We start from the raw sequence: 25284 nt of genomic DNA on the forward strand, positions 1-25284 counted from the left end.
CCCTAGATGGAAATGGCATGGGCGTGGTTGCCCAGGGCACGGACCACGCTGTAGACGGTCAGCGCCGAGGTCTTCGGGTTGGCCTGCAGCGGCTTGCCGCGCAGGCTCATCTCGAAACCGCCGAAGGCGCCACGGGCTTCGAAGTGGTGCACGTTCTCTTCGCTGAGCGGGTCGGCAATCAGCGTCACCCGCGTGCGGTCCAGGCCCAACCCGGCCAGCGACAGGGTGGCGGCGACATTGGCGTTCTTCGGGTACAGGCGTGCTGCCTCGCGGGCGCTGCCTTCGAAGATCACCGTGGCCTGGTCGATGGCGTCCAGGTCGCAGACCTGCTCGGCCGGGGTGTTCTTCCAGGCCCTGGCCGGTTTGCGGCCGGTGTAGTCGACCGAATCCAGGCCACCGACCTTGGCCGCCGACAGCGCATCGATGCCGCCGATGGCGCCGGGCAGCAGCTCGATGCGGGTGTTGCCACGGGCGGCGGCAGCCTCCAGGCGTTCGACCAGGCCCAGCTCCGACAGGGCCCCGACCGAGACGATCAGGCAGGCGATGCCGCGCTCCAGCGCCGGCAGTACGTGTTCCTCGATCGCCTTGTGCCCGGCGCATTCCACCAGCAGGTCCGGGCGGGCGTCGGCGGGCAGGGCGGTGAGCACCTGCGGCGGGCGCTTGAAACTGGCCAGGCGCTGCTCTACCAGGGTTTCGGAGCCGGCCGAGGCGATCACATGCTCGACGCGCAGCTGCGGGTCGTTCTCCAGCAGTTCCAGCACTGCGACGCCAATGGCACCGCAGCCGATCATGGTGATATTGAGCATCTTCAAGTCCTCAGGCCGTGGCTTTCTGGGCTTTGGTTTCGCTGTTGGGCGGGCCGGCGAACTGGGTGGCAAAGCCGCCGACGCTGAGCATGTCGACTTCCAGCAGGAACGGCCCGCCCTGGCTCAGGGCGTTGTCCAGCACCGGGCCGAAGTCCTTGAGGTCGCTGACCAGGCCATGGCGCAGGCCGATGGACTCGGCGAGCTTGGTGTAGTCCGGGGTGTGCAGTTCGACATAGGCGTGGCGGGCGCCGTAGATGGCGTCCTGGATGTTGCGAATCACCCCGTAGCGCTGGTCGTTCATCAGCAGGATCACCACGTTGGCTTTCTCCTGCACCAGGGTCGCCAGCTCACCGAGGTTGAGGATGAAGCCGCCGTCACCGGCCAGGGCGAAGACCTTGCGCTGCGGGTCGGTTTCCGCCGCTGCCACCGCCGCGCCAATGCCCATGGCCAACCCTTGGCCGATGCCGCCGCCGAGGGCGTGCACGCCGGCCAGCGGGTGGTAGAGGTTGAGCAGGCGGTTACCCCAGATGCTGTTGGACAGGGTCACGTCGCGTACCCAGGAGAAATTGCGCCCGGTCAGCCCCTGCAACTGCTCGACCATCGCCGAGTACGGGCCGAGGTCGGCCACCAGTTGCGCGCGGGATTGCGTGCGCACCGCCTTCAACTCGTCGATGAAGTTCGGGTCGATGTTCAGCCGGCCTTCAAGCCGATCAGCCAGGCCATCGAGGGCCAGGGCCGAGTCGCCGCAGATGAACAGTTCGCTGGAATAGCTGCGTCCTTCGATGGCTGGGTTGGCGTCGATGCGCAGGGTGGTGCGCGGCAGCTTCAGGGCGTATTTGAAGGTCTCGTTGCTGCGCAGGCGCGAACCGGCTACCACCAGCGCATCGCAGCTTTGCAGGAAGCCTTCGACCAGCTTGTTCTGCGAGAAAGCGCCGAGGCAGCGCTCGTCGTCTTCGTTGACCACGCCGCGACCCTGGGTCGAGGTGATTACGCCGACACCCATGTCCAGCAGGCGCTTGACCTGCGCGCCGGCGTGGCGGGCGCCGCCGCCGAGCCAGAGCAGCGGGCGGGTGGCACTGGCCAGGCGTTCGGCGACCAGGTCCAGGGCTTCAGGCGCCGGCACGGCAACCGGGATCGGCAGCGGCGACAGGTCGGTCGGCATCGGGATGAAGGTCGACTGGATATCGATCGGGATCTCGACGCTGACCGGGCCGGTCGGTGCGGTGAGGGCGGTCTGCACGGCGAGCTTGAGGGTGCTCAGCGCGGTCTCGACACTGCGCACGCGAAAGGCCGCCTTGGACACGGCCTTGAGCATGGTCAGCTGGTCGCGGGCTTCGTGGATGTAGGCAAAGTCCTGGTCCAGGTACGGCGTTTCGATCTGCCCGGTGATGTGCAGCAGCGGCGTGCCGGCGGTCAGTGCTTCGACCAGCGCACCGGCAGCGTTGCCCGCAGCGGTGCCGGTGGAGGTCAGGCACACGCCCAGGCCACCGGTGGTGCGGGCATAGGCATCGGCCATGTTGGTCGCCCCGGCTTCACCGCGGGCCATGACGAAGCGGATGTTGCCGCGCACGGCGAAGGCATCGAGGATCGGCATGTTGTGGATCGAGATCACGCCGAAGGCGGCCTTGACCTCGCATTGTTCGAGGAACGCGGTGATGGCAGCGCCAACGGTGACAGTGTTTTCATTACGCATGGCGGGACAGGCCTCCAGAAACATCGATATGGCTGCCAGTGGTGTAAGCCGACAGGGGCGAAGCCAGGAACAGGATTGCTTGGGCAGCCTCTTTGGGCAGCCCCAGGCGACCCAGGGGAATGTGTTTGCGTTGTGCCAGTTGTGCGGTCCATTGCGACCAGTCGAGGCCGCGCTCTTCGCGGGCCTCGAAGCGCCGGCGCCACTGGCCGGACTCGACCAGACCGATGAGGATGCCGTTGACCCGGATGCCTTGTTCGGCGAACTCGGTGGCCATCGAGCGCACCAGGTTCTTCAGCCCGGCACGGGCCGCCGAGGTGGCGACCATGTGCGGCTCCGGCTGGCTGGCCAGCAGCGAGTTGACGCAGACGATCGAGGCACCGGCCTGGCCTTGCAGTTGGGGGAGGAAGGCGCGCACCGGGTAGATCACCGAGAAGAATTTCAGCTGCAGCTCTTCGCTCCAGGCTTCGTCGGTGGTGTCGGCGAAGGTCGAGACCCGGCCTTGCCCGGCGTTGTTGATCAGCACCTGGGCCGGGCCCAGCGCGGCCAGGCTGGCGGCGGCGAAGGCCTGCACCGACTGGCTGTCGAGCACGTCGCAGCCCTGGGCCAGCAAACGCGCCTCGGGGAAGCGCTCGCGCAACCGTGCTTCGGCACTGTCCAGGCGCTGTTGATCACGGCCGCAGAAGGCCACCGCGGCGCCGGCTTCGAGCAGTTGCTCGACGCAAGCCAGGCCAATCCCGGAGGAGCCGCCGGTGACGATGGCGGTGCGCCCTTGCAGTTGATAGAGGTTGCTCATGTCAGTCCCTCATCAGCGCGGTGACGCGGCTGGAGCCTGCGTGCGGGGTGTAGTTGAGCAGGCGCGACAGCTCGTCGGCGCTGCCACGGACATGGCCGAGTAAGCCGTCAAAATTGATGTGACCAACCTGCACGGTGGGAATGGTCACGCCCATGGCGGCAACCACCCGGCCACTGTGATCGCGCACCGGGGCGGCGATGGTCGAGATCGACGACTCGAAGAAACCTTCGCCGCTGACATAGCCGCGCTGACGGTCGCTTTGCACCAGGTCGAACAGCTCCAGCACGGTTTTCGGCGTGCACGGCGAGTGCTGTTCCAGGTGTTCTTCCGGGTACAGCTCGCGCAGCTCGGCCAGGCTCAGGTCTTCGAGCAGGATGCGTCCCAGCACGGTGGCGTGGGCCGGCAGGCGGGTGCCGACGTTGACGGCGCTGGAGAACACCGACGGTGGCGAAACCTTGGCCACGTAGACGATCGAGCGACCGTCACGCACCACCAGGTTGCTCGGGTAATTAAGGTGATCGCACAGCCGCGCCAGCAGCGGCTGACCGAGCTCGGTCAGTTCCAGCGAGGCCAGGTATTCGAAGCCCAGGCGCAGTACCGACATGCCCAGGCGGTACTCGTTGCCGCTGCGGGTGACGAAGCCCATGGTTTCCAGGGTGGTCAGCAGGCGGAAGATGGTCGAGCGCGGCAGCTCCAGACGCCGCGCCAGTTCCGGTGCGGTGAGGGTGCGGTTTTGCCGGCTGAATTCACAGAGCAGCAACAGGCCGCGCTCAAGGCCGGGGACGATGTACTTGTCCTGGTTGTCTTTCAACAGATCCGAATCATTCATAGCGCAGTACCTGTCAGAGAGGCTTCGAGGGCTCGGGCAAGCAGGCTTGCCACGGCCTCGGGTTGTTCGATCGGGCTGGCGTGGCCGGCCTCGGTAATCAACGCGAACGCTGCCCCCAGGGCCTTGGCCAGGGCCTGGCAGTCCTCAGGGCGGGTGATGCTGTCGGCGGCGCCGCAGTAAACGTCGCAGGGCACGGCCAGGGCGGCGTAGCGCAGCAGGTCATCGCCGCACAGCAGCTCGATGGCCTGGCGATAACCCTGGGGCAGCAGGCGCGCCATGTTCCATTGCACCCAGGCGCGGGCATCGCTGCTGGCCGTTGGCGAGAGCATGTGGGCGCTGCGCTGGCGGGCCATCTGGCTGATGCCCAGCTGTTCGAGGTTGTGCAGGCGTTGGCTGCGCACCTGCCGGGCCTGCTCGGCCCGGGCCGGGTCGCCATAGCCACGGGCCGGGCTGATCAGCACCAGGCGGCGCACCCGTTGCGGCTGCCGATGGGTCAACGCCGCGGCGCTGAGAGCGCCCAGGGAATGGCCGACCAGCACGCAGTCGTCGATGTGCAGCGCGTCGAGCAATTGCAGCAGGCGCCGGGCATAGTCCGCCGCTTGCGGTGCAGGGGCGGCCAGCGGGCTTGAGTCGCCATAGCCCGGTGCATCCCAGGCAATCACCCGGGCGTGGGGGCTCAGTTGCAGCGCCACCTGCAGCCAGGACGCAGCGCCCGAGCCAATGCCATGCAGCAGCACGATGGCAGGCCCGTGCCCGGCTTCGCGGATCGCCTGGGCGCCGCCGGCCAGTGGCACCAGGCGCTGGGGAAAGCGCTGCTGCAACTGGGCCTCAAGGGCGGCGAGCGCGTGATCGGTGGCGTGCAACATGGGCTTAACCGCGCTTGATCGAGGCCAGCGGGTGCGCTGGCGGGTAGGTCGGGGTGACCGGCTTTTTCGCGCCGAGCATCACGCACATCAGCGCGTCTTCATCGCCGATGTTGATCTCTTCGCGGTACACGCCCGGCGGTACCGAAATCAGGTCGCGGTCGGTGAGCACGGTTTCGAAGCGCTCGCCGTCTTTCTCGATGATCACCTTGAGCTTGCCGCGCAACACGAAGAACACTTCCTCGACGTCGGTATGGATATGCGGCGGGCCTTCATGGCCGGCCGGGATGACCATGGTCGAGAAGGTGAAGTTCTCCGACGGGATGGTGTTCATGTCGCTGTTGACCCCGGTGCCCCCGGTGCCGACGTAACGCATTTGCGCGCGGCGGAACTTGGGGTCGTAGTCGGCCTGGAACTTCAGCGCATCCCAGTCGTACTTGCGGGTTTCATAGCGGGCGATGCGGGTCTGCATCCAGCCAGCCAGGTCCGAGCCTGCGGGTTGTTCCCAGGTCTTTGCAGCGTTGTTGTGTACGGATAGGTCGGTCATGGGTTTCTCCTTGGTCAAGGCATGACGAACCCGCCGTTGACCGGCAGGGTTTGTCCAGTGATGAAGCGCGACAGGTCGGACAGGGCGAACAGCACGGCGCCGCTGACGTCTTCTGGCAGTTGCGGGCGTTGGATCGCCCGTTGTTCGGTGTACAGGCGGTGGCGCGCCTCGGGCACATAGGCCGTGGCTTCCACCAGCACCAGGCCGGGGGCGATGGCATTGACGGTGATGTTGTCAGTGCCAAGTTCCCGGGCCAGGCTGCGGGTCATGGCGATGATCGCGCCCTTGCTGGCGACATACGCCAGCAGGTTCGGCGCGCCCCACAGCGGGGTGTCGGAAGCCAGGTTGATCACCGCACCCTTGCCGCTGACACGCAGGGCCGGCAGGCAGGCGCGGGTCATCAGCCAGGTGCCACGGACGTTGACCTGCATGACCTGGTCCCAGGTGTCGATGTCCAGTTGCTCGCAGGTCTTGCCGCCGGAGTTGGTGATCGAGGCGTTGTTGACCAGGCCGTCGAGGCCGCCCAGTGCGGCAACGGCCTCGGCGACGCAGGCATTGATCGATTCCGGGCTGCCCAGGTCGAGCGTCACGCCGGTCACCTGCAAGCCTTGTTCGCGCAGCTCGCAGGCCGCCTGCAGCACGCGCTCTTCGAGAATGTCGGCGATCACCACCCGGGCGCCGGCCTGGCCGATGGCCTGGGCGAAGGCATAGCCCAGGCCGCGGGCGCCCCCGGTGACCAGCACGCGGCGGCCTTCGAGCATGGAGTTGAATGGGCTCATCATTGGGTACTCAGCATGGCTTTGGGCAGGTAGTGCAGAACGCGTTTCTCGGCCCAGACCACCGCGCCGTAAGCCAGCACGCCGATCAGGGTGAGCATGACGATGGCGACGAAGACCCCGGCGGTGTTGCCCTGGCCTTCAGCGTCGACCAAGAGGAAGCCCAGGCCCTGGTTGCCGCCGACCAGCTCACCGACGGTGACGCCGATCACCGCCAGGGTCGACGCGATGCGCAGGCCGGAGAACAGCGCGGCCATGGCCGAAGGGAACTCCACCAGGCGGAAGATCTGCCAGCGGCTGGCGTTCATGGTGCGCACCAGGTTGATCATGTCCGGGTCAACCGTGCGGATCGCCGAGAGCACGTTGATCATCACCGGGAAGAACACGATGAGGATGGCGATGAGGATCTTCGGGTAGATGGTGTAGCCCAGCCACATCACGAACAGCGGCGCGAAGGCGACCTTCGGGGCGATCTGCAGGGCCAGGATGTACGGCGAGAGCATGGCTTCGGCCGACGGCGAAAGGCCCAGCGACACTCCGATGGCCACGCCCAGCAGGGCGCCGAGGCCAAAGCCGACGATGATCTCGAAGGCGGTGATCAGGGTGTGTTGCAGCAGGCCGCTGGACTGCCACATGACCAGGCTTTCCTGGGCCACGCGGCTCAGTTGCGGCATGACGAACTCGGGCATGCCGAGCAGGCCGGGGCCCCACTGCCAGAGCAGCAGGAACAGGATCAGCAGGGCGACGCTGCCGAGCACGGAGGTGTTGAGGTTTCTCATCGGGCTAATACCTTGTTGTGCATCCAGGCTTATTGCGCGGCCGTGGTGGTTTCGATGAACCGGTTGCTGTAGAGCTCGTCGAGCTTGGGTTCCTTGGCGACGATGCCTTCGCTGACATAGAACTTGCGTACCGCGTCCAGGCGCGCCGGGTCGATGCGCCCGAGCACGCTCTGGTTGGCGTAGACGTGCTCGACATACAGGCGGAAGGTTTTCTCCAGCGCCGCTTCCTTGCCGGCGTAGGCCGGGACCGCCTTGGCGAAGGTGGCGGCGGCGGCTTTCGGGTCCTGGATGATGTCGCGCATGCCCTGCAGGGTGGCCTGGACCACGCCGCCGACCACTTGCGGCTGGTTGTTGATGGCGTCGTCCGAGGCGAGGATTGCCTGGGCCATGCTCTCGAAGATCTGGTTTTGCGGGATCAGGTTGATTTCCACCCCGGCTTCTTCGGCATTGACCACCCAGTCCGGTACGCCGGCCATGGCCTGGGCCTTGTTGGCCGAGAACAGCTGCCACACGCCCGACGGGCCGGCGGCCTGAATGTCGACATCGGTCTTGCTCAGGCCGGCCTTGCGCAGCGAGGCGAGCAGGGCGTAGTAGGTGGTGTCGGAGTAGGACATCACGGTCAGGGTCTTGCCCTTGAGGTCCTTGATCGACTGGATGTTCTCGCTTGCGTTGGTGGCGATCATGGTCACCCCGCCGGCACCGAGCACTGCCACCGCCCGCACCGGAATACCGTTGGCGCGGACCACGATCGGGGTATCACCGATGGCGCCGCCGAGCATGGCGTTGCCGGCACCGATCTGCTTGGCGACATCGACCCCGCCCTTGGCGGCGATGAAGGTCAGGTCCAGGTCCCTGGCACGGTAGTAGCCCTTTTCCTTGGCGATGATCCACGGCGCGAAGGCCGGTGAGTTGGGCGGCGCGGGCAGCAGGTAGGTGACCTTGGTCGGCTCTGCCTGGGCAGTGAGCGCCAGGCCAAGGCCCAGGGCGATGACCGAAGTCTGTGCCAGGCGTTGCAGGGACTTGAACATGCGTACTCCTGAATCGGTTGATGGGCCGGTGGCCGTTGATCAATGCAGTTCGGTGTCTTCGCCGACTTTCAGCAGTTCCATCAGGCGCCCGGCCAGCGGGCCGATTTCCGGCAGCTTGCGGCGCTCCAGCGGGTTGTCACGGAACGGCAGGTCGACGGTGATTTCTTCGATGATGGTGCCGGGGCGGGCGCTCATGACCAGCAGGCGGTCGGACATGGCAATCGCCTCGACCAGGTCGTGAGTGATGAACAGCGCGGTTTTCTTCTCTTCGAACAACATCCGCGCCAGGTCCTGTTGCAGGATCATCTTGGTCTGCGCATCGAGGGCCGAGAATGGCTCGTCGAGGAACAGCACCTGCGGGTCGATGGCCAGGGTCCGGGCCAGGGCGGCGCGCTGGCGCATGCCACCCGACAGCTGGAACGGGTAGTGGTCGGCAAAGCCTTGCAGGTGGCAGCGATTGAGCAGATCTTCGGCAATCGGCTGGCGCTTGGCGGCGGGCATGCCCTGGATTTCCAGGCCCAGCTCGACGTTGCGGCGGATACTGCGCCAGGGCATCAGCAGGTCTTTCTGCAACATGAAGGCCACCTTGCGCACCGGCCCGACCACCGCCTCGCCGCCGACGAAGACTTCGCCTTCGCTAGGGCGGTACAGGCCGGAGCCCATATTGAGGATGGTGCTCTTGCCGCAACCGGATGGGCCGATGATCGACACCACCTCGCCGCGGCGGATCTTGAAGTTCACCTCGCGAATGGCAAAGGGCGCCTCGGCCTTGCCCTTGGCCGGGAAACATTTACCGACGTTACGAAATTCGATTTCGGTCGGCTCCAGGTCTTCCTTGGAGTTCGGCGTATTCCATTGAGAGGGGATTGCGTACATCTCTTTCACAGCCATTGGGGAAGCTCTCTGGTCTGTTTTATAGGTGATACGCCGTTTAGTGCATGAACAATGCCAAATGTGTATTGGCCCTGTTTTATTTAAAAAGTGCTTATTTATTAGAGAGTTATTGGATTAAGGCAAAAACCTGTTTGTTTTATATATGAAACAAGGTTTTCTATATGGCACGAAATTGCACAACAACTGCGCGTGGCAATTGCTGGTGCAAGGAAAAGAGGCTTTTTTCGGTAACGGAAGTGAAAGGCTGGTTTCATGGGTGAAACCAGAACATCTGCAGGGTGGGAGCTGGCCTTGCCGGCGATCGAGCGCGCAGCGGTCGCAATTCAGTCAGCGGTTGAGGGTGCTGACTGTACCGGCCTCATCGCCGGCAAGGCCGGCTCCCACGGGACCCGTCAGGCGCGAGCCGGCTTGAGCACCAGCCACAACGCCACGGCAATCAACAGCCCGCCATACAGGTGCGCCATCGACAGCGGCTCATCCAGCAGCCAGGCGCCCCACAGCACACCGAAGGCCGGGATCATGAAGGTCACGGTGCTGGATTTGACCGGGCCGATCTCGCTGATCAGGCGGAAATAAAGGATGTAGGCAAAGGCGGTACACACCAGCCCCAGCCCCAGCAACGACGCCCATACCTGCCAGCCACCCCAGCTTGCCGGCGGCTGGGTCAGCACGCTGTAGCCGAACAACGGCAACAGCAGCAAGGTCGCGCCCATCATGCTGCCCAGCGCCGACAGCCGGCTGTCGAGGCCGCCTTGCTGGTCGAGCCAGCGCCGGGCGAGAAAACCGGCCAGGCCGTAGCAAGCGGTCGCCGCCAGGCACGAGAGGGCGCCTTGCAGCAGCTTGGCGTCGAACGCCACCGGGCCTGCACCACTGAGAATGCCAACCCCGAACAAGCCGAGAAAGATGCCGCCGAGCTTGGCCAGGGTCATCGGCTCGCGGAAGAGCAGCGCGCCAATCAGCACGCCCATCAACGGCGTGGTGGCATTGAAGATCGCCGAGTAACCGGCTGGCAGCACCTGGGCCGCCACTGAATAGAGGGTGGCCGGTATCCCCGAGTTGATCATGCCCAGCACCAGGCAGGCCTTGAGCTTGCCATTGAAGTCCCAGCGCACCCGCAGCAGGGCAAGAATCACCAGCAGGCCGAGGCAGGCGATGGAGACGCGGAAAAACGCCGTGGGCAGGGTGCCGAGCACCGGCGCAATGATGCGCATGAACAGGAAGCTCGCCCCCCAGACAGCAGCGAGTATCAACAGGCGGGAAATGGCGATGGGGCTCATGGGCTCTCCGGGTCCTTTGGGGGCAGGGCGCGAGTTTACGTTACAAACCGGGCCATGCTCTCTCCCTTTCTTGCGCTTGAATTGCGCGCTCGGCGAGTTTGGCCGATACACCCGCGCCAACAGGCTTTCCCTGCCCGTGGCGACTGGCTAAGCTCAGGCTTTGACATTCCCGCAGAGGTCTGACGTATGCCCCAGCAATGGCCGGCCGCCGATATTGCCCGGATGATCCTCGATGGCTTCGACGATTACCGCGAACATTTCCGGCAGATCACCGATGGCGCCCGCGAGCGTTTCGAGCAGGCCCAGTGGCAACAGACCCAAAGCGCCTCGGCGGCGCGCATCAACCTCTATGAGGAAAAGGTCAGCGAGGTCAGTGGCTGGCTGCGTCAGGGTTTCGAGGACGAGGTGCTGCTCGATGTCTCGCTGTGGCCGCTGGTCAAGAGCGCCTATATAGGCCTGATCGACCCGCGCCTGGACGACGAACTTTCGGAGACCTGGTACAACTCGATCTTCTGCAGCCTGTTCAGCCATGACCTGATCAGCGATGGTTGCATGTTCATCCATACCACCCGGCCATCATTGCGCAGCCACGAACGGGCAGCGCAAACGCGCACCTACCGGCCGCAAAACGGCTTGAGCGCCCTGCTGGCGCAGATTTTTACCGACTACCGCTTCGATGTGCCGTATTCGGACCTTGCCGGCGACCTGGCGCGCCTTGACGCACAGCTGCGGGAAAACCTGCCGGACTGGGTGTGCAAGGACCCGGCCCTGGCCATCGAGCTGTTTTCCCCGGTGCTGTACCGCAACAAGGGCGCCTACCTGGTCGGGCGCCTGTACACCCAGGACGAGCAATGGCCGCTGGTGATCCCGCTATTGCACCGCGAAGGCCACGGTATCGAGATCGATGCGCTGATCACCGACGAGGCCGAGGTGTCGATCATCTTCTCCTTCACCCGTTCCTACTTCATGGTCGATGTGCCGGTGCCGGCCGAGTTCGTCGGTTTTCTCAAACGCATCTTGCCGGGCAAGCACATTGCCGAGCTGTATACCTCGATCGGCTTCTACAAACACGGCAAGTCGGAGTTCTACCGGGCCCTGATCAACCACCTGGCCGGCACCGATGACCGTTTCATCATGGCGCCCGGCGTGCGCGGCATGGTCATGAGCGTGTTCACCCTGCCGGGCTTCAATACCGTGTTCAAGATCATCAAGGACCGCTTCTCGCCGTCCAAGAGTGTCGACCGCGCCACGGTGATCGAAAAGTACCGCTTGGTGAAAAGCGTCGACCGCGTCGGGCGCATGGCCGACACCCAGGAGTTCTCCGACTTTCGCTTCCCCTTGAGCAAGTTCGAGCCCGAGTGCCTGGCCGAACTGCTGGAAGTGGCGCCGTCCACCGTCGAAGTGCACGGCGACACCGTACTGATCCGCCACTGCTGGACCGAGCGGCGCATGACCCCGCTCAACCTTTACCTGGAAAACGCCAACGGCGCCCAGGTACGCGAAGCCCTGGAGGATTATGGCCTGGCCATCAAGCAACTGGCGGCGGCGAATATCTTCCCGGGTGACATGCTGCTGAAGAATTTTGGCGTTACCCGCCACGGGCGGGTGGTGTTCTACGACTACGACGAGATCTGCTTTCTCACCGAGGTCAACTTCCGCTACATCCCGCCGCCGCGTTTCCCCGAGGATGAAATGGCCTCCGAGCCCTGGTATTCGATCGGGCCGCTGGATGTGTTCCCCGAGGAGTTTCCGCCGTTTCTGTTTGCCGACAGTGGCCAGCGCCGCTTGTTCAGCCAGCTGCATGGCGAGTTGTACGACGCCGATTACTGGAAGAGCCTGCAGGCGGCGATCCGCGGCGGCAAGGTGATCGATGTGTTCCCGTACCGGCGCAAGTGCCGGGAGAGCTGAACACTGTGGGAGCTGGCTTGCTAGCGATCGAGCGCGAAGCGCTCGTATTCCAGGCGCCGCCTGCAGTGCAGGCTGTACTGGCCTCATCGCTGGCAAGCCAGCTCCCACAGGGGTTATGAGATGATTTCAGGGGGTCACCCCTTCAAGCACTTCAACTCGCTGAAACTCTGCCGCACCTGCCCAAGCTTCTGCCCCATGTACTGGCGCTGCTGCTCGCTGCTCTGCGCCATCACATCCACCAGCAACCGCCGCGCCTCCTGCTCGGTACGCTGGAAGGCTCTCCGGTACTCCGGGGTCCACAGGCTATCGCGTTTCTTCAGGAGGATTTCCAGGCGTGGCTCGAAGGTGTCGCTGTGGCGCTGGTCCATCGCCGCGCTGAACTGCGCCTGCCAATGGGCACGGTTGGCAATCCACTGGCGATTCTGCTCGCCCAGGCCCTGGGACCAGGTCATGATCCGCAACTTCTGTTGCGGGCTGAGCTCGCCCAGCCAGGTGCTCAGGCGCTTTTCCATGCGCTCTGCGCGGCGTTCGATCTGCCGCGCCAACGGCGTATTGACGTACTTGGCCTGACGTTCGCGGATGTCTTCGGCAAACGCCTCGCGCATTTCCCGCACCTGATCGTCGTCCATGCTGCGCAACAGCTCGGCGGCCGAGGGGGTGATCTGGTCGGCGACCTTGGCAATCGCTTGCCGGGCTTGCTGGGTGCGCACCTGCAGTTGCTGGTCGGTTACCGCATTGTTGGCGACCATCGTCTGGATTTCGTCGATCCAGGTCAGGTAACCGGGCAACTGCGTACGACAATGCCAGGCCAGCTGCTGTTTGAGCCGATCGTTGAGCCAGGTCTTCTGCTGGCGGTTCATGCTCAGGTAGTCGTTCAGCGACCAGGGCACCAGCATGTCGAGGTTGCGGTAGGCCAGGTCGATACGGTTGCAGGCGACCACCAGCATGGCCGATATCACCAGCAACAGAACGGTGCGCAGGTACTTGGACAGGCTGGCGTACATGAGCGAATCCTTGCAAAGGCTTGCTTGTCTTTATAGAACAGGCCAGGCCCGCACGGTTCATTTTGCTGACAGGCCGTCATTGGCAACCGGGCGCAATCGCCGCTTCAGGTGTAGAATGCCCCGCTCGCAACGAGGATTTCCGGAAATGGCTTTAGTTGGGCGTTACAACACTTTGCAAGTGGTCAAGCACACAGACTTCGGTCTGTACCTGGACGGCGGGGCGGACGGCGAAATCCTGCTGCCTAACCGTTACATCCCCAAGGACACGCCCACCGAGGTCGAAGACTGGCTGAACGTCTTTGTCTACCTCGACAGCGAAGACAAGCTGATCGCCACCACGGAAAAGACCAAGTTGCAGGTCGGCGAGTTCGCCAGCCTCAAGGTCAAAGAGATCAACAGCATCGGCATCTTCCTCGACTGGGGCCTGCCCAAAGACCTGTTGATGCCGTACTCCGAAGAAAAGCGCCAGATGAAGGCCGGTGAGTACTGCGTGGTGCACGCTTATCTCGACAAGCGTACCCGCCGCATCACCGCCACCGCGCGCCTGGACCGTTACCTGGACAAGGTGCCGGCGACCTACAAGGTCGGCCAGGAAGTCGACTTGCTGGTGGCCGAAGAAACCCCGATGGGTTTCAAGGCGATCATCAACAACAAGCACTGGGGCCTGATTCACAAGAACGAAGTGTTCAAGTTCCTGCGTTCGGGCAAGCAGGAGAAGGGCTACATCAAGGAGCTGCGCAGCGACGGCAAGATTGCCCTGAGCCTGCAGCCCATCGGCCAGGACCTGGCCAACAGCCTGCACGACAAGATCCTCGCCAAGCTCAAGGACGCCAACGGCGTGCTGCCGGTCAGCGACAAGAGCGATCCGCAGCTGATCAGCGATCTGTTCGGGGTCAGCAAGGGCAACTTCAAGAAAGCCATCGGTGCCTTGTACAAGGATGGCCGCATCGTCATCCACGCCGACCGCATCGAACTGGCCTGATCAGACTTGCTTGAAGCCTGCGAAATTCAGGTTTTCACCGCCTGGGCGCAGGTCTTTGAGCAGCGAATCGCGATCGGCACTCAGCGCCAGGCTGATGGTCGAGCGGCGCTTGCCCGGGTGGCGCACTTCCATTTTTTCCTGATGCGCCTGCAGGTAGTTCACCGGCACCTTCAAATGCTGCAGCTCGTCGGTTTCCGGGGTGTGCAGCAGCAGGTTGACCCAGTCGGGCTGGCCCTTGCGCAGCAGCTTCACCGGCACATCGAACCACCACAGGCTGCGCTTGGTGTCGAGCACGGCAAACAGGGTGTTGTCGCTGTTGAGCACGGGTCTTTCCAGTTCCTGGTTGCGGCGGGCAATGGCGGTGGGTTTGTCGAGTTTCATGCAGGTTCCTACGGGTGACGCTTGAAAGGTCGCTTATTGTGCTGGGATTAACTTGAAACATAAAGCCGCCGTGGCAAGCGCAGGCGTGCGCGGAACTTATTTCCTGCTTTGATATCAATATGATGGCGCGCAATGGTGCGCCAGCCAATTGATCGACCAGCGCCAGGCGCCTCCCTGGCAACCCAAGGAAGAACGCAAATGAAAGTAGTGATTGCCCTGTTGTTGATGCTCAGTGGCTATGCCTATGCAGGGTGCGGCAGTATCGATGACCGCGATCAACGTGCCTACTGTTATGCCCGCGAAGGGGGCTCGTGCGGGAGTATCGATAACCGCGACCTGCGTGCCGCCTGTAATGCCGAAACCCAGGGCGGCAGCTGTGGCTCCATCGATGACCGTGACCAGCGCGCCTACTGCAATGCCAAGAAAGGCGGCAGTTGCGGGAGTATCGACAACCGCGACCTGCGTGCCGCCTGCAATGCCGAAACCCAGGGTGGCAGCTGTGGCTCGATCGACGACCGGGATCAGCGCGCCTACTGCAACGCCATGAAAGGCAGCAGTTGCGGCAGCATCGACAACCGCGATCTGCGCGCCCAATGCGATGCCAGAAAACACTGACCCCGCAACGGGGCTTAGCGGTTGGCGCTGGCCGTTGCTGGCGACAACGGCTGGCTCAGCGGTGAGGTGGCACCATCGGTGCGTGTCACCGTCGCGGTAAAGGCGCCGAACCGCTGCGCCTGTTCCAGCCGATAGTCGAAGTGCCCCTCGCCGCGTGCGTCAGTCGGCACCATCACTTCGCCCAGGTACTGCTCGGCTTCGCGGCCAGCGGCTTGCCCATTGGCGAATACTTCAACACGCAGCAGGCTGTGAGGCTCAGCATGGACCGTACCGCTCAAGCGACCGTCCTTGAGTTCAGTGAGCTGCGGTGCTGGCTGGTTACGGTTGGGCAACGGCTGGCAGCCTTCTACGGGCGCCTTGGCGTCGCAGATGATCGCCCGGTTGTTCGCCGACTGATCGACGCCAATCCCCCGTGAGCCCTCATAGATCGCATGCTCAAGCGCCGGTACGCCAAAGACGATAGCCCCGGTGCGCTGCTCGGCAATGCACGAGCCACCGGCTTGGCAGCGACGGATGTCCTTGCCGTTGTCCCAGATGCGGTTGGCGCTCAGGCGGTTGCTGGTGGTGGTTGGCTCCGGGCGCAGGGCCACGCCGATGCGGTTGCCATGGATCAGGTTGCCGTCAAGGATATTACCGGCGCCGCTGACGCTGACCCCGATCGAGTTGCCGGTAAAGGTGTTGGCGGCCAGGTAATTGCGCTGGCCCCAGTTGATCTGCAAGCCGTCCGAGTAGTTCTCGAAACGATTGCGCACCACGCTGTTGTCGTTGCCCCAGAGTATTTCGATGCCCTGGGACGGTTCCGGGTTGGCCTCGGTGGAGCGGAACAGGTTGTCAGCCACCAGGTTGAACGCCGCGCCGCGGGTCAGTTCCAGGCCATCGCCATTATCGATCAGCTGGTTGCGCAGCACCTTGTTGTTATTGGTGGTGGTCGCGGTCGGGTTGCCCTGGCCATCGTCGCCGGTGAGCATGATCCCGGCACCGCCCTTGTTGGCGACGATGCGGTTGTCTTCGATGACGTTGTTGCTGGCGCGGTTGAGCAGGATGCCGATGCAGAAATTACGCACTTCCAGGCCGGAAATGCGCACGCCCTGGGTGTCACGCAGCACCAGCCCGGGGCCGGTGGTGGTGCGTACATTGGTGCCGAACTGGCCGGGTACGGCGCCGGGGCAGGCCTGGGTGCCGTCGCCGATGATGTAGGCCGAGCCGTCGATGGCGATGAACTGGCCGTCGCGGGCCCAGGCCGTGCCTTCGATGCTTACCGGGCCCTGGATCGGCGGCAGCGGCGAGGCTGGCTTGATCAGGTACGGGGGCTTGCCTACCGGGCGGATTTCGATCCGGTACTGGCCGGGCTTTTCGTTGTTGCGCTCGATCGCCCAACGCAGGCTGCCGGGCTGTTGGTCATCGGCGTATCGATCGACCACCAGCGTGGTCAGGGCCGTTGCCGGTGCGGCGGCAATGGCGGACAGGGGCAGCAAAAGGGCTGCCAGCAGGGGCGTGACGCGCATGGGCAAAGGTTTCCGCAGTCGGCTGTTGTTGTTATAGCGCAGGCGCAAAAAGCCTGCAGCGTGGCTGTCGATTCTAGGATAAGCCTTTGCGATTCAGCGGCTTGCTTGAGCGAATCGGGGCGATATTCGCCCGCTGTTTTGCCAGCGGGCAAATAATTGAAACTCTCGCAACAGGCCATGGGTCCACAGACTGTCGACTCTGACCGCGTGTTATTTCCCCTTCAGGAGAACTCCCATGAGTGGCACTAAAGACAAAGTAAAAGGTATGGCCAACGAGGCTGTTGGCAACGTCAAGCAAGGTGTTGGCAAGGTGACCGACAACGACAAGCTGCGCGCCGAGGGCAAGGCCCAGGAACTCAAGGGCGAAGCTCAGCAAGCGGTTGGCAAGGTCAAGGACGCCATGAAGAAGCCTTGAACCTGTGTGCAGGGTAGGACGACGGCCATCCTCGGGTGGCCGTTGTGCTATCTGCAGCAATCAGTCGCAACTGTGAGGCGATCGTCGATTAGACTTCAGGTCGAACCTGTCTGATAAGTGTTTGAGGAACTTTGCCCATGACCCTCGAGCGGCGAAAGGAGACGCTATGATTTTCCCCGACCTGCGCGGCTTGCCGTTGCACCGTGTGCTGGTGCGCACAGTCAAGGAGTTTCTCGATGACGAGATGTCCACCTACGCCTCGGCGCTGGCTTACCAGATGCTGTTTTCGCTGTTTCCCTTCCTGCTGTTCCTGATCGCCCTGATCGGCTTCCTGCATTTGCCGGATTTCTTCTCCTGGCTGCGCCTGCAGTCTGAACTGGTATTGCCGCCCCAGGCGCTGGAGCAGGTCAACCCGGTGATCGACCAGTTGCAGCAATCCAAGGGCGGTTTGCTCTCGGTGGGTATCGTCATCGCCCTGTGGACCGCGTCAGCCGGTGTGCGGCTGATGATGAGCGCGATGAACGCCGCCTACGACGTGGTCGAAGGGCGCCCGGTGTGGAAGCGTATCCCGTTGTCGGTGATCTACACCGTCGGCATTGCCGGCATGCTCCTGGCGGCTGCCGCACTGATGGTGCTGGGGCCGCAGGTGATGGAGTGGATTGCCTCGCAGATCGGCATGCAGGAGTTCATCGTCACCTTGTGGACCGTGCTGCGCTGGCCGGCAATCATCATTCTGATGATGGTCGCGGTGGCCCTGATCTATTACGTGATGCCCGACGTTAAGCAGAAGTTTCGCTTCATTACCCCCGGTTCGGTGCTGGCGGTAGTGGTGTGGATCATCGCGTCCTTAGGCTTCGGTTATTACGTCAAGACTTTCGCCGACTACAACGCCATGTACGGCAGCATCGGGGCGATCATTGTCCTGCTGTTGTACTTCTATATCTCCGCTGCGGTGTTGTTGCTGGGCGCGGAGATGAATGCGGTGATCGAGCATATGTCCGAGGAAGGCAAGGACCCCGGCGAAAAAGACTTTGATGGTGTCGCCCACGAGCATGATAAAAAGCATGTTTCCGGGCTTGGCCGCGATCATTCACTCGATCATGAAACCACGCCTGCCAGCGAACCCCTGAGTCGAAGCCAGCATGATTCATGACATCCTGAAAATGGGCGATGAGCGCTTGCTGCGCATCGCCCCGCCTGTGCCGAAGCACATGATCGGCAGCACCGGGCTTGAGCGACTGATCGCCGACATGTTCGAAACCATGGAGCATGTCGGCGGTGTTGGCCTGGCCGCGCCGCAGATCGGTATCGACCTGCAACTGGTGATCTTCGGTTTCGAGCGCAGCGAGCGCTACCCGGATGCCGAGGCGGTGCCGCGCACCATTCTGCTCAATCCGCTGATCACACCCTTGGGCACCGAGGTCGAGGACGGCTGGGAAGGCTGCCTGTCGGTGCCGGGGCTGCGTGGTGTGGTGCCGCGCTACCAGCGGATCCGTTACGAAGGCATCGATCCGCAGGGGCAGCCGATAGTGCGCAACGCCGAAGGTTTTCATGCCCGGGTGGTGCAGCATGAGTGCGATCACCTGATCGGCCGCCTTTACCCCTCGCGCATCCACGATTTCAGCCGCTTCGGTTATACCGAGGTGCTGTTCCCCGGGCTGGACCCGGCCAGCGACGACTGAATCCGCGTCATCGCCAACAGGGGCTTGCTGCGCTGGTAGCGGGCCAGGCGCTCGGCCAGAGTGGCGGGCAGGGCGTCGCTGGTGCTGAACGCCAGCCGCTCGTAGAAGCCCACCAGAGCCGGATGGCAAAACAACCAGATGTCCCCTTGCAACTCGCTCGCGGCCGCTTCGATCAGCTGGCGGGCGACCCGTTGGCCGCGCCAGGCGGGCGCGACGAACAACCCGGTCAGCCAATGGCCGCCTGGTACTTGGCTCAGGCACAAGGCAGCGACGATCTCATCGGCCCTGGCTACCCAAAGCTGGCCCTGGGCAGCCGCGCGCATGGGCGAACCCTGGTTTCGGTAGAATTTATTCAGCAGGGGCCGCTCGGCGGCGGGCAGCGGGCAATAGCGTAACAAGGTCACTGGTTTGATCTGGCAAAGGCTCTACCCCGGGCTTTTACACGGGAAGGCGAAAAGTGTCGAGGGCGTTGTGTCGGGCTTATTGTTGCACAGGCGGTAACAGTGAATGTCCGGCTTCGCGATTTAACCGCCCGAAGTACCTTGTAAACTAACCACATCCCACGGAATAAGTTGTAGTGGGGTCGGTACTTCGTGTTATGTCCCATTGCTTGATATAACAACTTCTCCGCGCCCTTATTGGCAAATGAAGTCAATCGATTAGTTTGATTGCTTTGCAGGCCTATTATCATGAAAAGTTTATTTGCACTTGCCCTGGTTGCCATGTCGTCGTTCGCCATGGCGGATGAAATCAATAGTGCTGCTGCGCAACCTGTTGTTGAGCAGTATGACTACAGCACTAACCTGGATATTGCCAAAGTCATCAGTTTGTCGACCATTCCCAATGTCTGTGAAGTGGTACCGGCAACCATGACCTACGAAGACCATCAGGGTCAGCGCCACACCATCGCATACCGCGCCATGGGCGACGGCTGCAGCAACGGTTGATACCGTTTGGCGCCTCTGGGTTGCGCATTGCAGGGCTTGAGCTAGGGTGAATCGTGTCCAGGGTGGACAGGTTTTTCTATCTCACAAGGAGTGAATGCAATGAACAGCCCTGAAAAGAATCTGCGTCACGGTCGGGTCATTTCACCGGCCAGCCGTGGTTCCAAGACTGTCGAACTGGGATTGCTCGGCAACTGGCAAGTCAACGAAATGGAAGGCGGTAAAAACTTCCCCAGCCTGGTGGGTGGGCCGGTACCCGCGCCCTTCCAGTCGGATGTCGCCAGTGTCGTGCCACCGGCGGATGGATATATTCTAAGTGGCGGCAAAGAGGATGCTCGCGACGTCGTCAATTACACCAATGCCGAAATGTCCGCCAAACTGGGCTCGCCCTTTACCTGGCCGTTGTTGAATGTCACGCCAGGCCAGACCTTTCATGTGAAGTGGGAATACACGGCCCCGCACACCACCCGTGGCTATCGCTGGTTTATTACCAAAGATGGATGGGATGTGAACAAACGCATCAGTCGTGCCCAGCTCGAGACGGCGCCGTTTGCCGACGACCTCTATCCGTATACGCCGTATTTCGATCATAAGGACAAGCTCAAGGCCAAGGTCGAACACGAGGTCAAGCTACCCGGCAACAAGCGCGGCCATCACGTCATCGTGCTGCTGTGGCTGGTCGCTGATACCGGCAACGCCTTCTACCAGGCCTTCGACGTCAACTTCCAGTAACCCGCCTCACTGGCTCTCGCGCGCCAGCAGTTCACGCTTGCGCTCCACGCCCCAACGGTAGCCCGAGAGGTTGCCGTCGCTGCGCACCACCCGGTGACACGGGATGGCCACAGCCAGGGCGTTGGCCGCGCAAGCCTGGGCCACGGCGCGCACCGCCCTGGGAGAGCCGATCCGCTGGGCGATCTCGGCATAGCTGGCCGTACAACCAGCCGGGATCGCCCGCAAGGCCTGCCAGACGCGTTCCTGAAAGGCTGTGCCGCGCAGGTCCAGCGGCAGGTCCAGGCCGATGCCCGGTGCCTCGATAAAACCCACGACCCTGGCAATCAGGCTTTCGAAGCCTTCGTCGCCGCCGATCAGGTTGGCCTTGGGGAATTTGTCCTGCAGGTCATTGAGCAGCGCCTGCGGATCGTCACCGAGCAGGATTGCGCAAATCCCCCGTTCACTCTGCGCCACCAGAATTGCCCCCAACGTGCACTGGCCGATGGCAAAGCGGATGTCGGTATTGGCACCGCCGTCACGATAGGCGCCCGGGGTCATGCCCAGGCGTGCATTGCTCGATTCGTAGAAGCGGCTGTTGGAGTTGAACCCGGCCTCGTACAAGGCGTCGGTGACCGTTGCCGACTGCTGCAGTTGAGTGCGTACCTTGCGCGCACGGTGAGCCGTGGCATAGGCCTTGGGCGTCAGCCCGGTCACGGCTTTGAACACCCGGTGAAAGTGGAACGGGCTCATCTTCAGTTGTTCAGCCAGCTGGTTCAGGCTGGGCGCCGGGTCGGCGCTTTCGATCAAGGTGCAGGCGCGGGTGACCTGGGCCCGGTGCTGTTCGGCGACATCGGTCTGGTTGGCGCCGCGGCGCTTGCTCGGCCGGTAGCCGGCGGCTTCGGCCAGTTCGGCAGTGTCGAAGAATTCGACGTTGTCGATGCGCGGCAGGCGCGAGGTGCTGCTCGGCCGGCAATAGACGCCCGTGGTACGCACGGCATAGACGAAGGCCTGGTCCGCAGCCGGGTCGCGGGCCAGGATGGCCTGCCAGCGCGGGTCGGATTCGCTGATCCGTGGTTTGCCTGTACTCATGACGGTTTGCTCCTGGCGGTGATCGATGGGTTCAGGCTACGGGGTCGGGCTACAGGAATAACTCCGGGTCTTGCGTTCAAACTCGCTTGGCCGGTACGCGCCAGAGGTACCAGGCGGCAACGGTCCGGTAGGGGCTCCAGCGCTTGCCCAGGTCGATCATTTGCCGGCGCGTCGGCTGCGTCTCCAGGCCTTGCAAGCGGCGGTAGCCCTCGCGCACACCGAAGTCGTCGGCCGGCAGGATGTCCATGCGTTCCAGGGTATAGATCAGCAGCATCTCGACGGTCCAGCGGCCTACGCCACGCAGGTTGATCAGGCGCTCGACCAGCGCTTCATCTTCCAGTACCGAGGCCTGTTGGTAGTCTGGCACCCGCCCTTCGACACGTGCCTTGGCGATACCCTGGATGGTTGCCAGTTTGCTCGCCGAGAATCCGCAGCCGCGCAATTGCTCCGGGGTGGTCGCCAGCACCTGCTCGGGGCTGGGAAACCCGCACCCCGGGTAGAGCGCCAGAAAGCGTCCGAGAATCGCATCGCCCGCCTTGGCATGCAGTTGCTGGTAGGCAATGGCCCGCACCAGTGCCTGATATGGGTCACGGGTGGGTTTGGGTTGATGCAGGCAAGGGCCCACCGCCTCGATGTGTGCGGCCCACTGCGGGTCCATCGCGGCGAGGTAGGTTTGCGCCTCGGTATAGAAAGCGTGCTTGCTCATCAGGCCTCCAGTGCCTTTGCTACGTGCTCCAATGCCTGCTTGAGTTCGGCCCGGCTGGCAGCCGCCGACAGGCTGATGCGGATCGCTGCCAGGTCATGCTGTTTTACCGCGAACACCTCGGCTGGCACCACCGCCACGCCATTGGCCCGGCAAGCCTCGGTCAAGCGTGCGGCGCTGTGCCCGGCCTGGACCCAGATGTGTGGGGCAGGCTGGCTGCTGTTGACCAGGTAGCTGCCCAGAATCCTGCAGGCCAGGCGCCAGCGTTGGCGGACTTCCTCGCGCTGCCAGGCCAGACGCCGTTGCGCCGTGCCATCGGCAATCCAGCGACAGGCAATCTGCAGGTTCAGCGGCGACACCTGCCAGTGAGTGGCCTGGGCATGGGGATCGACCTGCGCCAGTAACGCCGGGTCAGCCACGATCCAGCCCAGGCGCAGGCCGGCGCCGACGGTTTTCGACAGGCTGCTGATCAACAGGCCGCGCCGCCCGAGCAACCGCCACAGCGGTGGCTGGTCGGTCAGCGCACCGTAGACATCGTCTTCGATCACCAGCAGGTCATGCCGCTCGACCACCTCGGCAATCGCCTGCTGGCGAGCGCTGCTCATGCATGCACCGGTAGGGTTGTGCAGGCTCGGGGTCAGCACCATGACGCGCGCGCCGGTGGCACGGGCGACCCGATCCAGATCATCGGCAACAATGCCCTGATCGTCCAGGGCGATGCCATGCAGCGGCAGGCGCAATTGCCGGCAGGCGGCCTTGATGCCGGGGGCCGTGAGAGCTTCGACCAGCACTGCTTCGCCCGGTTGGCACAGTGACAGCAAGGTCGTGAACAAGCCCTGCTGGGCGCCGCCGCACAGCAGCAGTTGCCGGTCGTTCAGTTGCAGGCCGCGATTGGCCAGCCAGGCGGCGCCGTGCACACGGCCGCGCAGCAACTCTTCGGCGCTCAGGTAATGGTCCAGGCAGCCCGCCTGACCGTCCTGCAACAACGCCTGCAAGGTCGTTTCGCTGTCGCGGTTGGCCGGGTCGATCACGGGCACATTGGTCGACAGGTCAATCAGGCTTGATTGCACGTCGCGCTGCTTGAGGCGAAACAGCGTAGCCTCCTTGCTGCCGGCCAGCACATAGGTGCCACGCCCGACTTCGCCCGAGACCAGGTGCCGTGCCGCCGCCTCGCGGTAGGCCTGCTGGGTGGTGCTGGGGTTCAGCCCCAGGTTCCAGGCCAGGCGCCGTTGTGGCGGCAGACGTTCGCCGACTTTCAGCTCGCCGCGCTCGATGGCGGCGGCAATAGCGTCGACCAGGGCCAGGTAGCGCGGCTGGGCATCCTCGGTGAGGGCAGGGGTCCACATTTATTGTTGGCCATGCAATATAAGAATTTACCCATACAATGCGCGGCGACTAGGATCAGGTCAAATCCGATCCTGCCGAGGTGCTTCATGTTCGATCTGCCTGCCCTGCGCGATGCTGCCCGCCTGGTTCATGCCAGCGTACCCGCCACCCCGCAATATGCCTGGCCGCGCCTGGCGCAACGGCTGGGCTGCGAGGTGTGGGTCAAACATGAAAACCATGCACCGACCGGCGCCTTCAAGGTGCGCGGCGGGCTGATGTATGTGCAGTGGTTGCTGGCGCAAAAGCCGACGGTTCGCGGCCTGGTCACCGCGACCCGTGGCAACCACGGCCAGAGCATGGCGCTGGCCGCACGCAATGCCGGGCTGCCGATCATCATCGTGGTTCCCGAAGGCAACTCACAGGAGAAGAACGCGGCGATGCGTGCCCTTGGCGCCCAGTTGATCGAGCACGGCGCCGACTTTGACCAGTCCCGCGAAGAGGCCGCGCGCCTGGCCCAGCTGCACGGCTACGAGAGCGTCCCGCCGTTTCACCCCGAGTTGATCCGCGGCGTCGCCACCTATGCGCTGGAGCTGCTGGAAGCGGTACACGAGCTGGATTGCGTCTACGTACCGATCGGCATGGGCTCGGGCATATGCGGCCTGATCCAGGCGCGCAACCTGCTTGGCCTGCGCACCGAGATCGTCGGCGTGGTGTCCAGCGCCGCGGACGCTTTTGCCCAGAGCCTGGAGCAGGGCCGCATCGTCACCACCGCCACGGCCAACACCTTCGCCGACGGCATGGCCTGCCGTATGCCGTTGCCCGAAGCCTTCGAAATCATCCGCCAGCACGCCGCGCGCATCGTGCGCGTCAGCGATGAGGAAATTGCCCAGGCGATGCGCATCTACCACGAAGACACCCACAACACCGCTGAAGGCGCAGGCGCCGCCGGGCTTGCCGCGCTGATCCAGGAGCGAGAGCGCCAGCAGGGGTGCAAGGTGGCGGTGATTCTCAGCGGGGCGAATATTGATCGGCAGCGGTATGCGCAGGTATTGGCGGGTGATTGAAAAATCCTGAATTGAAGCATTGGAAAAAGTGCTATCTTATTTTGATAGCATTTTCCGATGAACAATCGATATCGAACGATCCTCGACAGCATCTTCCGCACACCGACCAGCGCCAGCCTGGTGTTTACCGACATCGAGGCGCTAGTGCTGTACCTGGGCGGGCAAGTGCAGGAACGTGAGGGCTCCAGGGTCAAGTTGATCCTGGGTGATCAGCTTTGGCGCTGTCACCGGCCGCACCCGGGCAAAGAGGCCAAGCGATATCAGGTGGAAGAAGCCCGCGAGTTTCTTCTACGGGCAGGAGTTCAACCATGAACACTATGAGCTACAAGGGCTACACCGCCCGAGTCGAATACGACCCACGGGACGATATTTTCGTCGGTCGTGTCCTGGGTGTGCGTGACATCATCAGCTTCCACGCCAGCGCCGTCAGGCAGTTGCACGAGGCGTTTCACCTGGCGCTGGATGACTACCTGGCCGATTGCGCCGAGCGTGGGGTCAAGCCGGAAAAACCCGCTTCCGGCAAGGTCATGCTGCGTATCAGGCCAGAAGTCCACGCCGCGGCGACCATCGCAGCTCAGTCGGCAGGCAAGAGCCTCAACCAATGGGCCGATGAAGTTTTTGAGCGTGCAGCACAAGCCTGAATAAAGGCAATTTCTTCCAATACAGCCCG

29 protein-coding genes are annotated in these 25284 nt (G+C 63.3%); 11 read left to right on the forward strand and 18 right to left on the reverse strand.

Translation table 11 applies throughout. The annotated features are described in order from the left end of the window. Positions 1–2 precede the first annotated feature (2 nt). From LOY45_RS06625 to LOY45_RS06675, 11 genes are all read right to left on the reverse strand, one after another. The gene (locus tag LOY45_RS06625) at positions 3–806 is read right to left on the reverse strand and encodes an aspartate dehydrogenase (RefSeq protein ID WP_134063779.1); all 804 of its coding nucleotides are present in this window, start codon (positions 804–806) and stop codon (positions 3–5) included. 10 nt (positions 807–816) lie between these two features. Then, complete coding sequence (locus tag LOY45_RS06630; protein ID WP_115088233.1) at positions 817–2499, reverse strand: thiamine pyrophosphate-binding protein; 1683 nt, start codon at positions 2497–2499, stop codon at positions 817–819. Further along, positions 2492–3292 carry an SDR family oxidoreductase gene (locus LOY45_RS06635; protein ID WP_258578881.1) on the reverse strand — a complete coding sequence of 267 codons (801 nt, stop codon included), beginning with the start codon at positions 3290–3292 and terminating at the stop codon, positions 2492–2494. Before LOY45_RS06635 ends, LOY45_RS06630 begins: the two co-directional genes overlap by 8 nt. Before the next feature lies 1 nt (position 3293). Further along, positions 3294–4121, reverse strand: a complete 828-nt coding sequence (locus tag LOY45_RS06640) for an IclR family transcriptional regulator (RefSeq protein WP_115088231.1) — start codon at positions 4119–4121, stop codon at positions 3294–3296. Further along, positions 4118–4987, reverse strand: coding sequence for an alpha/beta fold hydrolase (locus tag LOY45_RS06645; RefSeq protein WP_233673369.1), 870 nt, complete (start codon positions 4985–4987; stop codon positions 4118–4120). The genes LOY45_RS06640 and LOY45_RS06645 overlap by 4 nt, the downstream gene beginning before the upstream one ends. Positions 4988–4991: 4 nt before the next feature. Next, positions 4992–5531, reverse strand: a complete 540-nt coding sequence (locus tag LOY45_RS06650; RefSeq protein ID WP_115088229.1) for a cupin domain-containing protein — start codon at positions 5529–5531, stop codon at positions 4992–4994. A gap of 14 nt (positions 5532–5545) precedes the next feature. Next, positions 5546–6310 (reverse strand): SDR family oxidoreductase, encoded by a 765-nt coding sequence (locus LOY45_RS06655; protein ID WP_115088510.1) that lies wholly within the window; start codon positions 6308–6310, stop codon positions 5546–5548. Further along, on the reverse strand, positions 6310–7086 hold the full coding sequence (locus tag LOY45_RS06660) for an ABC transporter permease (protein ID WP_045193442.1): 777 nt from the start codon (positions 7084–7086) through the stop codon (positions 6310–6312). Before LOY45_RS06660 ends, LOY45_RS06655 begins: the two co-directional genes overlap by 1 nt. A 29-nt stretch (positions 7087–7115) precedes the next feature. After that, positions 7116–8114 carry an ABC transporter substrate-binding protein gene (locus LOY45_RS06665; protein WP_115088228.1) on the reverse strand — a complete coding sequence of 333 codons (999 nt, stop codon included), beginning with the start codon at positions 8112–8114 and terminating at the stop codon, positions 7116–7118. A 39-nt stretch (positions 8115–8153) separates the two neighbouring features. After that, complete coding sequence (locus LOY45_RS06670; protein ID WP_233673390.1) at positions 8154–8990, reverse strand: ABC transporter ATP-binding protein; 837 nt, start codon at positions 8988–8990, stop codon at positions 8154–8156. A gap of 410 nt (positions 8991–9400) precedes the next feature. Further along, positions 9401–10285, reverse strand: coding sequence for a DMT family transporter (locus LOY45_RS06675; protein WP_115088226.1), 885 nt, complete (start codon positions 10283–10285; stop codon positions 9401–9403). A gap of 186 nt (positions 10286–10471) precedes the next feature. Between LOY45_RS06675 and aceK the strand changes: the two genes are divergently transcribed. Further along, positions 10472–12193, forward strand: a complete 1722-nt coding sequence (gene aceK / locus LOY45_RS06680) for a bifunctional isocitrate dehydrogenase kinase/phosphatase (RefSeq protein WP_233673370.1) — start codon at positions 10472–10474, stop codon at positions 12191–12193. 134 nt (positions 12194–12327) lie between these two features. On the opposite strand, the gene LOY45_RS06685 is transcribed toward aceK, so the two are convergent. After that, positions 12328–13197, reverse strand: a complete 870-nt coding sequence (locus LOY45_RS06685; protein ID WP_115088224.1) for a DUF6279 family lipoprotein — start codon at positions 13195–13197, stop codon at positions 12328–12330. Between the two features lie 145 nt (positions 13198–13342). On the opposite strand from LOY45_RS06685, the gene LOY45_RS06690 reads away from it, so the two are divergent. Next, complete coding sequence (locus LOY45_RS06690) at positions 13343–14179, forward strand: CvfB family protein (RefSeq protein WP_115088223.1); 837 nt, start codon at positions 13343–13345, stop codon at positions 14177–14179. Here the strand turns inward: LOY45_RS06690 and LOY45_RS06695 are convergent, their stop codons facing one another. After that, on the reverse strand, positions 14180–14560 hold the full coding sequence (locus tag LOY45_RS06695) for a hypothetical protein (protein ID WP_115088222.1): 381 nt from the start codon (positions 14558–14560) through the stop codon (positions 14180–14182). Positions 14561–14758: 198 nt separating this feature from the next. On the opposite strand from LOY45_RS06695, the gene LOY45_RS06700 reads away from it, so the two are divergent. Continuing rightward, positions 14759–15175 carry a hypothetical protein gene (locus LOY45_RS06700; protein ID WP_115088221.1) on the forward strand — a complete coding sequence of 139 codons (417 nt, stop codon included), beginning with the start codon at positions 14759–14761 and terminating at the stop codon, positions 15173–15175. Between the two features lie 14 nt (positions 15176–15189). On the opposite strand, the gene LOY45_RS06705 is transcribed toward LOY45_RS06700, so the two are convergent. Further along, positions 15190–16680: a right-handed parallel beta-helix repeat-containing protein gene (locus tag LOY45_RS06705; protein ID WP_258578882.1), complete on the reverse strand. Its 1491-nt coding sequence runs from the start codon at positions 16678–16680 to the stop codon at positions 15190–15192. A 235-nt stretch (positions 16681–16915) separates the two neighbouring features. Here LOY45_RS06705 and LOY45_RS06710 point away from each other — a divergent pair, with 235 nt between their 5' ends. The 3 genes from LOY45_RS06710 to def all read left to right on the forward strand — a co-directional run bounded on the left by LOY45_RS06710 (position 16916) and on the right by def (position 18777). Further along, positions 16916–17095, forward strand: a complete 180-nt coding sequence (locus LOY45_RS06710; protein ID WP_115088219.1) for a CsbD family protein — start codon at positions 16916–16918, stop codon at positions 17093–17095. 166 nt (positions 17096–17261) lie between these two features. After that, a complete protein-coding gene (locus LOY45_RS06715) occupies positions 17262–18248 on the forward strand; it encodes a YihY/virulence factor BrkB family protein (RefSeq protein WP_038996548.1) in 987 nt (328 codons plus the stop codon). After that, positions 18238–18777: a peptide deformylase gene (gene def, locus LOY45_RS06720; protein WP_115088218.1), complete on the forward strand. Its 540-nt coding sequence runs from the start codon at positions 18238–18240 to the stop codon at positions 18775–18777. Before LOY45_RS06715 ends, def begins: the two co-directional genes overlap by 11 nt. On the opposite strand, the gene LOY45_RS06725 is transcribed toward def, so the two are convergent. Then, positions 18729–19100: a GNAT family N-acetyltransferase gene (locus tag LOY45_RS06725; RefSeq protein ID WP_115088509.1), complete on the reverse strand. Its 372-nt coding sequence runs from the start codon at positions 19098–19100 to the stop codon at positions 18729–18731. The genes def and LOY45_RS06725 overlap by 49 nt on opposite strands. Before the next feature lie 366 nt (positions 19101–19466). Here LOY45_RS06725 and LOY45_RS06730 point away from each other — a divergent pair, with 366 nt between their 5' ends. Continuing rightward, positions 19467–19724: a DUF2790 domain-containing protein gene (locus LOY45_RS06730; protein ID WP_134063769.1), complete on the forward strand. Its 258-nt coding sequence runs from the start codon at positions 19467–19469 to the stop codon at positions 19722–19724. A 99-nt stretch (positions 19725–19823) separates the two neighbouring features. After that, positions 19824–20453 carry a lytic polysaccharide monooxygenase auxiliary activity family 9 protein gene (locus tag LOY45_RS06735; RefSeq protein ID WP_115088216.1) on the forward strand — a complete coding sequence of 210 codons (630 nt, stop codon included), beginning with the start codon at positions 19824–19826 and terminating at the stop codon, positions 20451–20453. Between the two features lie 6 nt (positions 20454–20459). Here LOY45_RS06735 and ada read toward each other — a convergent pair whose 3' ends face one another. The 3 genes from ada to LOY45_RS06750 all read right to left on the reverse strand — a co-directional run bounded on the left by ada (position 20460) and on the right by LOY45_RS06750 (position 23570). After that, positions 20460–21521 carry a bifunctional DNA-binding transcriptional regulator/O6-methylguanine-DNA methyltransferase Ada gene (gene ada, locus LOY45_RS06740; protein WP_258578883.1) on the reverse strand — a complete coding sequence of 354 codons (1062 nt, stop codon included), beginning with the start codon at positions 21519–21521 and terminating at the stop codon, positions 20460–20462. A gap of 76 nt (positions 21522–21597) precedes the next feature. Then, entirely contained in the window at positions 21598–22227 is a 630-nt protein-coding gene (locus tag LOY45_RS06745) for a DNA-3-methyladenine glycosylase family protein (RefSeq protein WP_115088214.1), read from the reverse strand. Further along, a complete protein-coding gene (locus tag LOY45_RS06750; RefSeq protein ID WP_258578884.1) occupies positions 22227–23570 on the reverse strand; it encodes an aminotransferase-like domain-containing protein in 1344 nt (447 codons plus the stop codon). Before LOY45_RS06750 ends, LOY45_RS06745 begins: the two co-directional genes overlap by 1 nt. 87 nt (positions 23571–23657) lie before the next feature. Here LOY45_RS06750 and LOY45_RS06755 point away from each other — a divergent pair, with 87 nt between their 5' ends. From LOY45_RS06755 to LOY45_RS06765, 3 genes are read left to right on the forward strand one after another with little or no spacing between them, the layout of a single operon-like run. Continuing rightward, positions 23658–24614, forward strand: a complete 957-nt coding sequence (locus LOY45_RS06755; RefSeq protein WP_115088212.1) for a threonine dehydratase — start codon at positions 23658–23660, stop codon at positions 24612–24614. Between the two features lie 57 nt (positions 24615–24671). After that, complete coding sequence (locus tag LOY45_RS06760) at positions 24672–24926, forward strand: type II toxin-antitoxin system HicA family toxin (protein ID WP_115088211.1); 255 nt, start codon at positions 24672–24674, stop codon at positions 24924–24926. Continuing rightward, positions 24923–25255: a type II toxin-antitoxin system HicB family antitoxin gene (locus LOY45_RS06765; RefSeq protein ID WP_010223090.1), complete on the forward strand. Its 333-nt coding sequence runs from the start codon at positions 24923–24925 to the stop codon at positions 25253–25255. Before LOY45_RS06760 ends, LOY45_RS06765 begins: the two co-directional genes overlap by 4 nt. Positions 25256–25284: the final 29 nt, after the last annotated feature.

Origin of the sequence: Pseudomonas wadenswilerensis (assembly GCF_024749185.1) — a bacterium.
Classification (GTDB): Bacteria; Pseudomonadota; Gammaproteobacteria; order Pseudomonadales; family Pseudomonadaceae; genus Aquipseudomonas; species Aquipseudomonas wadenswilerensis.

Coding starts and splice junctions, on each gene's coding strand:
- LOY45_RS06685 (WP_115088224.1), bottom strand. CDS start 13,197: ATGTACGCCAGCCTGTCCAAGTACCTGCGCACCGTTCTGTTGCTGGTG.
- LOY45_RS06690 (WP_115088223.1), top strand. CDS start 13,343: ATGGCTTTAGTTGGGCGTTACAACACTTTGCAAGTGGTCAAGCACACA.
- LOY45_RS06635 (WP_258578881.1), bottom strand. CDS start 3,292: ATGAGCAACCTCTATCAACTGCAAGGGCGCACCGCCATCGTCACCGGC.
- LOY45_RS06655 (WP_115088510.1), bottom strand. CDS start 6,310: ATGAGCCCATTCAACTCCATGCTCGAAGGCCGCCGCGTGCTGGTCACC.
- LOY45_RS06660 (WP_045193442.1), bottom strand. CDS start 7,086: ATGAGAAACCTCAACACCTCCGTGCTCGGCAGCGTCGCCCTGCTGATC.
- LOY45_RS06760 (WP_115088211.1), top strand. CDS start 24,672: ATGAACAATCGATATCGAACGATCCTCGACAGCATCTTCCGCACACCG.
- LOY45_RS06765 (WP_010223090.1), top strand. CDS start 24,923: ATGAACACTATGAGCTACAAGGGCTACACCGCCCGAGTCGAATACGAC.
- LOY45_RS06755 (WP_115088212.1), top strand. CDS start 23,658: ATGTTCGATCTGCCTGCCCTGCGCGATGCTGCCCGCCTGGTTCATGCC.
- LOY45_RS06640 (WP_115088231.1), bottom strand. CDS start 4,121: ATGAATGATTCGGATCTGTTGAAAGACAACCAGGACAAGTACATCGTC.
- LOY45_RS06710 (WP_115088219.1), top strand. CDS start 16,916: ATGAGTGGCACTAAAGACAAAGTAAAAGGTATGGCCAACGAGGCTGTT.
- LOY45_RS06715 (WP_038996548.1), top strand. CDS start 17,262: ATGATTTTCCCCGACCTGCGCGGCTTGCCGTTGCACCGTGTGCTGGTG.
- LOY45_RS06745 (WP_115088214.1), bottom strand. CDS start 22,227: ATGAGCAAGCACGCTTTCTATACCGAGGCGCAAACCTACCTCGCCGCG.
- def (WP_115088218.1), top strand. CDS start 18,238: ATGATTCATGACATCCTGAAAATGGGCGATGAGCGCTTGCTGCGCATC.
- LOY45_RS06630 (WP_115088233.1), bottom strand. CDS start 2,499: ATGCGTAATGAAAACACTGTCACCGTTGGCGCTGCCATCACCGCGTTC.
- LOY45_RS06665 (WP_115088228.1), bottom strand. CDS start 8,114: ATGTTCAAGTCCCTGCAACGCCTGGCACAGACTTCGGTCATCGCCCTG.
- LOY45_RS06650 (WP_115088229.1), bottom strand. CDS start 5,531: ATGACCGACCTATCCGTACACAACAACGCTGCAAAGACCTGGGAACAA.
- aceK (WP_233673370.1), top strand. CDS start 10,472: ATGCCCCAGCAATGGCCGGCCGCCGATATTGCCCGGATGATCCTCGAT.
- LOY45_RS06750 (WP_258578884.1), bottom strand. CDS start 23,570: ATGTGGACCCCTGCCCTCACCGAGGATGCCCAGCCGCGCTACCTGGCC.
- LOY45_RS06705 (WP_258578882.1), bottom strand. CDS start 16,680: ATGCGCGTCACGCCCCTGCTGGCAGCCCTTTTGCTGCCCCTGTCCGCC.
- LOY45_RS06695 (WP_115088222.1), bottom strand. CDS start 14,560: ATGAAACTCGACAAACCCACCGCCATTGCCCGCCGCAACCAGGAACTG.
- LOY45_RS06730 (WP_134063769.1), top strand. CDS start 19,467: ATGAAAAGTTTATTTGCACTTGCCCTGGTTGCCATGTCGTCGTTCGCC.
- LOY45_RS06645 (WP_233673369.1), bottom strand. CDS start 4,987: ATGTTGCACGCCACCGATCACGCGCTCGCCGCCCTTGAGGCCCAGTTG.
- LOY45_RS06700 (WP_115088221.1), top strand. CDS start 14,759: ATGAAAGTAGTGATTGCCCTGTTGTTGATGCTCAGTGGCTATGCCTAT.
- LOY45_RS06670 (WP_233673390.1), bottom strand. CDS start 8,990: ATGTACGCAATCCCCTCTCAATGGAATACGCCGAACTCCAAGGAAGAC.
- LOY45_RS06725 (WP_115088509.1), bottom strand. CDS start 19,100: ATGCGCGCGGCTGCCCAGGGCCAGCTTTGGGTAGCCAGGGCCGATGAG.
- LOY45_RS06735 (WP_115088216.1), top strand. CDS start 19,824: ATGAACAGCCCTGAAAAGAATCTGCGTCACGGTCGGGTCATTTCACCG.
- ada (WP_258578883.1), bottom strand. CDS start 21,521: ATGAGTACAGGCAAACCACGGATCAGCGAATCCGACCCGCGCTGGCAG.
- LOY45_RS06625 (WP_134063779.1), bottom strand. CDS start 806: ATGCTCAATATCACCATGATCGGCTGCGGTGCCATTGGCGTCGCAGTG.
- LOY45_RS06675 (WP_115088226.1), bottom strand. CDS start 10,285: ATGAGCCCCATCGCCATTTCCCGCCTGTTGATACTCGCTGCTGTCTGG.